Source organism: Bradyrhizobium sp. YR681 (assembly GCF_000282615.1).
Classification (GTDB): domain Bacteria; phylum Pseudomonadota; class Alphaproteobacteria; order Rhizobiales; family Xanthobacteraceae; genus Bradyrhizobium.
This window is the reverse complement of the sequence record NZ_AKIY01000112.1, coordinates 1-7774: the sequence shown is the minus strand read 5'-3', so window position 1 is coordinate 7774 and position 7774 is coordinate 1. Positions and strand designations below refer to the sequence as shown.

Genomic DNA, 7774 nt, shown 5'->3' with positions numbered 1-7774 from the left:
CCCCGCCATGGCCCGCGCCCCAGCCATAGCGGCTGGCGATGAAGGTGATCAGCGGCAGGCCGACGGCGGCTGCGAGCGACCAGCCAAGGAAGATATACGCGATCGTGCTGCCGCGCCGCTCCACCGGGACGATCAGCGCCGCCGTGCCGGCTGCCTGCGGTGTGTAGAGCGCTCCGACCGCGAGCATCACCAGGCGGATGACGAGGAGGCTCGTGTAGTCGGGCGCAAAGGCCGAGGCGAGATTGCCCAGCGCAAGCACCGCGAGCGTCGTGGCAAGCAGCGTTCGCCGTTCGATGCGGCTGGTGAGCCAGGCCGTCAGCGGCGAGCCGATGCACAGCACCACCGCGCCGAAGGTAATCAGCAGCCCGGCCGCATGGATGCTGATGCCGAGCCCCGCCGACAATTCCGGCAGCATGCCCGCCGGTGCCAGCACCGAACAGCCGGTGACGAGATTGCCGAGCATCAGGGCGGTTGGCGTGAAACGGCCGGTGGGGCGTGGATTTTCCATGCAAATGCATGTAGAGCAGGCCCGCGGTCGGTTAAAGGGCGCGGAGCGAAATAGTTGGCGCACCGTCCCGGGTTTTGCGCGCCACTTTCTTGGAAATGACGGATTGCGCAGGCCGAATCGCCTGATATATCGCTCGTTCCCGCTTACCTGCGCTCGTTCGCAGGAGTGAGCTTCAGGAGAAAAGCAATGACCGACCAGAACAAGTCCGAATCCGGCTTCCAATACTCCCTCAGCAATCTGAAGCCCGTGAACCCCGCCGCCAAAGTCACCCTCACCTTCCCCGACGGTGCCCGGCGCGAATACGACAAAAGCATCACCGGTCTCGAGATCGCCAAGGGCATTTCGCCCTCGCTGGCCAAGCGCACCGTGGCGATGGCGCTCGACGGCGTCGTCTCCGATCTCGACGACGCAATCGAAGCCGATGCCAAGATCGAGCTGATCAACCGCGACGATCCGCGCGCGCTCGAATTGATCCGCCATGATTGCGCGCACGTGCTCGCCGAAGCCGTGCAGGCGCTGTGGCCGGGCACCCAGGTCACCATCGGTCCCGTGATCGAGAACGGCTTCTACTACGACTTCTTCCGCAACGAGCCATTCACGCCGGAAGACTTTGCCGCGATCGAGAAGAAGATGCGCGAGATCATCGCGCGCGACAAACCGTTCACGAAAGAGGTTTGGGATCGCGAGAAGACAAAGCAGGTGTTCCGCGACAAGGGCGAGGCCTTCAAGGTCGAGCTGGTCGACGCCATTCCCGGCAACGAGCCGATCAAGATCTACTACCAGGGCGACTGGTTCGATCTGTGCCGCGGCCCGCACATGACCTCGACCGGCAAGGTCGGCAACGCCTTCAAGCTGATGAAGGTGGCCGGCGCCTATTGGCGCGGCGACAGCAACAACCCGATGCTGACGCGAATCTACGGCACCGCCTTCGCCAAGCAGGAGGACCTCGACGCCTACCTCAAGCAGATCGAGGAAGCCGAGAAGCGCGACCATCGCAAGCTCGGGCGCGAGCTCGACCTCTTCCACTTCCAGGAGGAGGGTCCGGGCGTCGTGTTCTGGCACCCGAAGGGCTGGACCATCTTCCAGCAGCTGATCGCCTATATGCGTCGGCGCCTCGCCGGTGACTACAACGAGGTCAACGCGCCGCAGATCCTCGACAAGGTGCTGTGGGAGACCTCGGGCCATTGGGGCTGGTATCGCGAGAACATGTTCGCGGCGCAGTCGGCCGGCGACGAAGCCGAGGACAAGCGCTGGTTCGCGCTCAAGCCGATGAACTGCCCCGGCCACGTGCAGATCTTCAAGCACGGCCTGAAGAGCTACCGCGACCTCCCCCTGCGCCTCGCCGAGTTCGGCGTGGTGCATCGCTACGAGCCGTCCGGCGCCATGCACGGGTTGATGCGCGTGCGCGGCTTCACCCAGGACGACGCGCACGTGTTCTGCATGGAGGACCAGCTCGCCGACGAGTGCCTCAAGATCAACGATTTGATCCTGTCGACCTATGCGGACTTCGGCTTCACCGGCGATCTCACGGTGAAGCTGTCGACCCGGCCGGAGAAACGCGTCGGCACCGATGCGATGTGGGATCACGCCGAGCGCGTGATGGCGACCGTGCTGAGCCAGATCCAGGCGCAGAACAACCACATCAAGACCGAGATCAACCCCGGCGAAGGCGCGTTCTACGGGCCGAAGTTCGAATACGTGCTGCGCGACGCCATCGGCCGCGACTGGCAGTGCGGCACCACGCAGGTCGACTTCAACCTGCCGGAACGGTTCGGCGCGTTCTACATCGACCATGACAGCGGCAAGAAGGCGCCGGTGATGGTGCACCGCGCGATCTGCGGCTCGATGGAGCGCTTCATCGGCATCCTGATCGAGCACTATGCCGGCAACTTCCCGCTCTGGCTCTCGCCGGTGCAGGTGGTGGTGACCACCATCACCTCGGAAGCCGACGAATATGCCAAGCAGGTGCTGGAGCAGGTCCGGCGCGCGGGGCTCCGGGCCGAGATCGACCTGCGCAACGAGAAGATCAACTACAAGGTCCGCGAGCACTCGCTGGCCAAGATCCCGGCACTGCTCGTGTGCGGCAAGAAGGAGGCCGAGACGCATTCGGTCTCGGTCCGCCGGCTCGGCAGCGACGGCCAGAAGGTGATGACGACCGCGGAGGCGATCGCCGCACTGGTGGACGAGGCAACCCCGCCGGATGTCCGGCGGGCGCGCGACGCGGCCTGATGGCGTTCAAGCGGCTCTATCTTGCCCGATTTTGATGAGGGACTCGGCGGGAATGCCGAGCCCCTCATGCAGCCGTCGGATCATGCTGAGCGTCAATTCACGCCGCCGATTGAGCACTTCGTGAACCCGGTTTCGACTGCCGATAAAGGGAATCAGATCTCTCGGCTGCAGGCCGCTCTGTTCCATATGATACTTGATCGCCTCGACCGGATCCGGAAGATCGAGCCGATAGTGCTTACGCTCCCACGCCTCTACCAGCGTCACGAGCACATCCAGCCGATCGCCCTCCGGCGAGTTCCGGCGCGCGCTCATCAACGTCTCGATCTCCTTGAGGACGCGGCGATAATCCCGGTTGGACTTGATTGGCGCGATTTCCATCACCGACCTTCTAAACAGTTTGAGCATCGATTGCGTCGTACTGCCGATGTGTTCCGACAAAACGGATATAGACCACGCGATATGGATAGTTGATCCAGACCACGACGCGAATTTTGTTGCCGGCGACGTTGAAGACGACGCGGCCGTCCCTGAGGATACTAGCGGATCGGATGTCTCTCTTGACGTCCGCGGGCTTCGCCCAATCGGCCTGCTTCACCTGCCGAAACCAGGCCATCAGGGGCTCGCGGGCATCGGAGACCTCGCCGGCCCGATCGAGAAACGCCTTGATCGTGCTAAGCGCTATGATCCTCATCCAATTCATCTTAGCATAGTCCCAACCTGGGACCATAGCTTTCTGGCCAGCTGCCAGCAGACCTCATAATACCTCTAAAATCCCTTCCATTCGTCTTCTGCCAGGCTTATGTCCGGCAACAACAGCAAGCCACAAGGACGCCCCCGTGCCCGATGCCATCGAACTCCTGAAGACCCGCCGCTCGGTCAAGCCGCGCGAAATGACCGGGCCCGGCCCTTCCCCGGCCGAGCTCGACACCATCCTCACCATCGGTGCCCGCGTGCCTGATCACGGCAAGCTCGCGCCGTGGCGCTTCATCGTTTTCGAGGGCGACGCGCGGATGCGCGCCGGCGAGGTGATCGCCAGGGTCTTCGCCCGCAAGAATCCCGGTGCGCCCGCCGCCGACGTCGAGACCGAGCGCAAGCGTCTCATGGACGCGCCGCTGGTGATCGGCATCGTCAGCTTCACCAGGCCGCATCCCAAGGTGCCGGCCTTCGAGCAGGAATTGTCGGCCGGCGCGAGCGTGATGAACATTGTCACGGCCGCGACCGCGCTCGGTTACGGTGCCTGCTGGCTGACCGGCTGGTTCTCGTTCGATCGCGACGTGCTGGATGGCCTTGGCCTCAAGCCGGACGAGAAACTCGCCGGCCTCGTCCATATCGGCACGCCGACCAAGCCGAGCGAGGACCGTCCGCGACCGTTCCTTTCGGAAATCGTGACGCGATTTTAATCGAAGGCGTGTTGACGCCTCTGATGTCTTGCGGCTTTGTTCCCGGCGAGGGAGGAAGCCCGGATGAAGCGTCGTGAATTTCTGGTCGGAGCCGCGCTGCTCGCCGGCTCCATGACACGGAGCCGGGCCGCCGATATCCCTGCCCCGTCGTCCGACGGCCTCGATCGCATCACCGCGTATTTTGACAACGAGGTGGGAAGCGGCCGGCTGCCCGGCGCGGTGGTTCTGGTCCAGCAACACGGCAAGCCGGTCTACCTCAAGACGTTTGGCGTGCGCGACACCAGGACCGGCCTTGCCATGGCGCCGGACACGATCTTCGCCATCCATTCGATGACCAAGCCGATCACCTGCCTCGGCGCGATGATGCTGATCGACGAGGGCAAGCTCGCGCTCACCGATCCCGCATCGAAATACGTCCCGCTGTTTGCCGACACCAAGGTGGGCGTTGAGCGCGACGGCAGCGCGAAGCTCGAGCTCGAGCCGCCGATCCGCCCCGTCAACATCGAGGATCTGCTGCGGCACACCTCCGGCATCAGCTACGACTATATCGGCGCCCCCTGGGTGATGCAGGTTTACGAGGCCGCCAATATTTTCGAGGCGCCCTTCAACAACCGGCAATTCGCCGACCGCATCGCCCGCCTGCCGCTGACGCGCCAGCCCGGGACGCTGTGGCGCTACGGCCATTCCACCGACGTGCTCGGCGCAATCATCGAGATCATCTCGGGACAGACGCTGTACGAATTTCTCAAGCAGCGCATTTTCGATCCGCTCGGAATGAGCAGCACCAAATTCGTGCTGAAAACTCCGGAGGAGCGCGCACGGATGGCACGACCGCTGCCGAGCGACCCGATCCTGCTCGCCGGCGAACGCGACCGCCTCTCCCATCCCGAATGGGAATCCGGCGGCGGCGGGCTGCTCTCGACCATCACCGACTATCAACGCTTCTCCCAGATGCTGCTCAATGGCGGCGAGTTCGAGGGCAAGCGCTACCTCAGCCCTGCCGCGTTCAAGGCGATGACGACCGATCACATCGGCCCCGGCTCCGGTGTGGGGCGCGACTATTTCTATTTCCCGGGCGACGGTTTTGGCTATGGCTACGGCATCGGTGTGCGCACCGATCCCGGCAATGCCAGGCCGCCGCCGGCCGGCTCGATCGGCGAGTTGAAGTGGGACAGCGGCAGCGGCACCTATTTCGGCGTCGATCCCAAGCTCGACATGATCTACCTCCTGATGCAGCAGACCCAGAACGAGCGCAGCCGCATCACGCCCGCCTTCAAGGAACTGGTCTACGGCTGCTACCCGGAAGGCCTACGCCGCCCGTGAGGGACGCTGGCCGAAATCGGCCAGCAGCTTTGCGATCTCGGCGGCGGGCCGCGCCGCGCTGAACAAAAAGCCCTGCACCTCGTTGCAGCCTTCGGCGCGCAGCCAGTCGAGCTGATCCTCGGTCTCGACGCCTTCAGCGGTCGTGGTGATGTTGAGACTGCGGCCGAGACCGGAGATCGCGCGCACGATCGCGACGCAATCGGGCCGCTGCGCCAGATCTTTCACAAACGAGCGGTCGATCTTGATCTTGTCGAACGGGAAGCTGCGCAGATAGCTGAGGCTGGAATAGCCGGTGCCGAAATCATCCATGGAGATGCTGACGCCGAGCTCGCGCAGCTGATGCAGGATCGCGAGATTGGCGTCGGTCTCGGCGAGGAAAATCGACTCGGTAATCTCGAGCTCGAGCCGCTTCGGCGACAGGCCGGACTGCGCCAAGGCCGAGATCACGACCTGGACCAGGTTGCGGCTGCGGAATTGCGCCGGCGACAGATTGACCGCGACCTTGACGTCGACAGGCCATTTCACGGCTTCGCTGCAGGCTTCGCGCAGCACCCACTCACCGAGCTGGGTGATCAGGCCGATGTCCTCGGCGACCGGAATGAACTCCGCCGGCGAGATCATGCCCTTGTCGGGATGACGCCAGCGCAACAGCGACTCGAATCCGGAGATGCGGTCGGAGGCGATCGACACCAGCGGCTGGTAGTGCAGCTCGAACTCGCCATTGGCAAAGGCGCGGCGCAGATCGAGCTCCATGTCGCGGCGCTTCTGCGCCTGGAGATCCATCTCGCGCTCGAAGAAATGGTGCACGCCGCCGCCGTCGGACTTCGCCCGGTACAGCGCCATGTCGGCGTTGCGCATCAACTCCTCCGGCGTCACGCCGTCGCCGGGCGACAGCGCGATGCCGATGCTGGCGCCGATCACCATCTCCTGGCCGTCGATTTCGTAGGGCGCGCGCAACATGTCGATCAGCAAGGTCGCGCAGCCGCTGGCTTCGTTCGGCGAGACGTCGGCGGCCAGGATCACGGCGAACTCGTCGCCGCCGAGACGTGCGGCGAGATTGGCGCCGCGGACCGCCGTGGACAAGCGCCCGGCGACCTCCTTCAGCAGGCGGTCACCGACCGGATGCCCGAAGGAATCGTTGATGTTCTTGAACAGGTCGAGATCGATGTAGAGCACGCCGACCCGCTTTCCCACGGCCTGGTCGAGCGCCTGCTTCAACCGCTCCTGGAAATATTCGCGGTTGGGCAGGTCGGTCAGCCCGTCATGGTGCGCCATGTGGGCGATACGCGCCTCGGCCTTGCGGCGCTCGGTGATGTCGACCACCGCCACCAGATAGCCGTCGCGGTCGTCGAAGGCGACGCGTCGGCCGAAGGTGAGCACCTCGATCTCGCTGCCGTCGGCGCGCAAATGCCGCCAGTTGCGCGAGGAATGATAGGTGTCGCCGACGCGCTCCAGCGCCTCGGCGTGGCTGTCCCACTCGTCCTCGGGCCAGATCTCGTGCAGCTTCATGCGCAGGAACGTGGCGCGGCTGTAGCCGTAATGCTGGACGGCGGCATCGTTGACGCCAAGGAACTCTTTGGTCTGCGCGTCGAACACCCACATCGGCATCGGATTGTTGTCGAACAGCAGGCGGAACGAGGCGTCGCGCCGCTTCAACGCGGTGACGTCGGAGATCGTCAGCGAGACCACGTCGGCGAAGGCGGTGGCGCTGAACCGGAGATGACGGCCGTCATGCTCGATCTCGAGCTGCTCGCCGCGGCCGCCGGAGACGGTCTTGAGCAGGAATCGGATGATCTCGGGCGAAGCGAGCAAGGTGTCGCCCTCGCCGATCCGGCGCCACAACAGGCCCGCGCTTGCGGTCTTCAGCAGCATCGCGGCGCTGGCATTGTGATGCACGACCTGGAGGTCGAACGGCTCGCCGCCGGCATCGCGCAATGTCGCCAGCGAGATCACCGCGTCGTCGGTCGATGAGAAGATCGCATCGAGCAGATTGTATTGCGTGCCGCGCTCGTTGATGTAGGCGCCGACCAGCGTCGTCCCCCAGCGCGAGGACGTCGGCAAGGCCAGCACGTCGTAGGTCCGGACCATGCCGTCGCGGACGCAATGCGCGCTCGCCTGATGCGGCCGTCCGTTATTGAGGGCGTTCGCCACCGCTTCCGACAGCGCGGTCGCGCAATCCGGCGACAGCTCGGCAACCGGAATGTCCCAGCGCTCCTCGCCGAGCCATTTCTGCACGTAGCGTCCGCTGCGCGACAATTCGAGCGCACCGTCATTCTTCAGCAGCGCGATGTGATCGGCGAGCCGGCCGAGACTG

The 7774-nt window shown here is 64.4% G+C and carries 7 protein-coding genes; 3 read left to right on the top strand and 4 right to left on the bottom strand.

The features are described 5' to 3' along the window. On the bottom strand, positions 1-508 hold a 508-nt coding region (locus tag PMI42_RS11285), incomplete at its 3' end, for an MFS transporter (RefSeq protein WP_008133777.1). Positions 509-694: 186 nt separating this feature from the next. On the opposite strand from PMI42_RS11285, the gene thrS reads away from it, so the two are divergent. Beyond that, a complete protein-coding gene (thrS, locus tag PMI42_RS11280; RefSeq protein ID WP_008133775.1) occupies positions 695-2737 on the top strand; it encodes a threonine--tRNA ligase in 2043 nt (680 codons plus the stop codon). 6 nt (positions 2738-2743) lie between these two features. On the opposite strand, the gene PMI42_RS11275 is transcribed toward thrS, so the two are convergent. Together PMI42_RS11275 and PMI42_RS11270 are read right to left on the bottom strand one after the other, a co-directional pair. Next, on the bottom strand, positions 2744-3115 hold the full coding sequence (locus tag PMI42_RS11275; RefSeq protein WP_008133774.1) for a helix-turn-helix domain-containing protein: 372 nt from the start codon (positions 3113-3115) through the stop codon (positions 2744-2746). Between the two features lie 10 nt (positions 3116-3125). Continuing rightward, positions 3126-3428 (bottom strand): type II toxin-antitoxin system HigB family toxin, encoded by a 303-nt coding sequence (locus PMI42_RS11270; protein ID WP_035965257.1) that lies wholly within the window; start codon positions 3426-3428, stop codon positions 3126-3128. Positions 3429-3573: 145 nt separating this feature from the next. On the opposite strand from PMI42_RS11270, the gene PMI42_RS11265 reads away from it, so the two are divergent. Together PMI42_RS11265 and PMI42_RS11260 are read left to right on the top strand one after the other, a co-directional pair. Beyond that, complete coding sequence (locus PMI42_RS11265) at positions 3574-4137, top strand: nitroreductase family protein (RefSeq protein WP_008133772.1); 564 nt, start codon at positions 3574-3576, stop codon at positions 4135-4137. Positions 4138-4200: 63 nt separating this feature from the next. Next, positions 4201-5460, top strand: coding sequence for a serine hydrolase domain-containing protein (locus PMI42_RS11260; protein WP_008133771.1), 1260 nt, complete (start codon positions 4201-4203; stop codon positions 5458-5460). Here the strand turns inward: PMI42_RS11260 and PMI42_RS11255 are convergent. Next, positions 5446-7774: putative bifunctional diguanylate cyclase/phosphodiesterase (locus PMI42_RS11255; protein ID WP_008133770.1), on the bottom strand; the 2329-nt coding region annotated here is incomplete at its 5' end. The two genes, PMI42_RS11260 and PMI42_RS11255, sit on opposite strands and share 15 nt — an antisense overlap.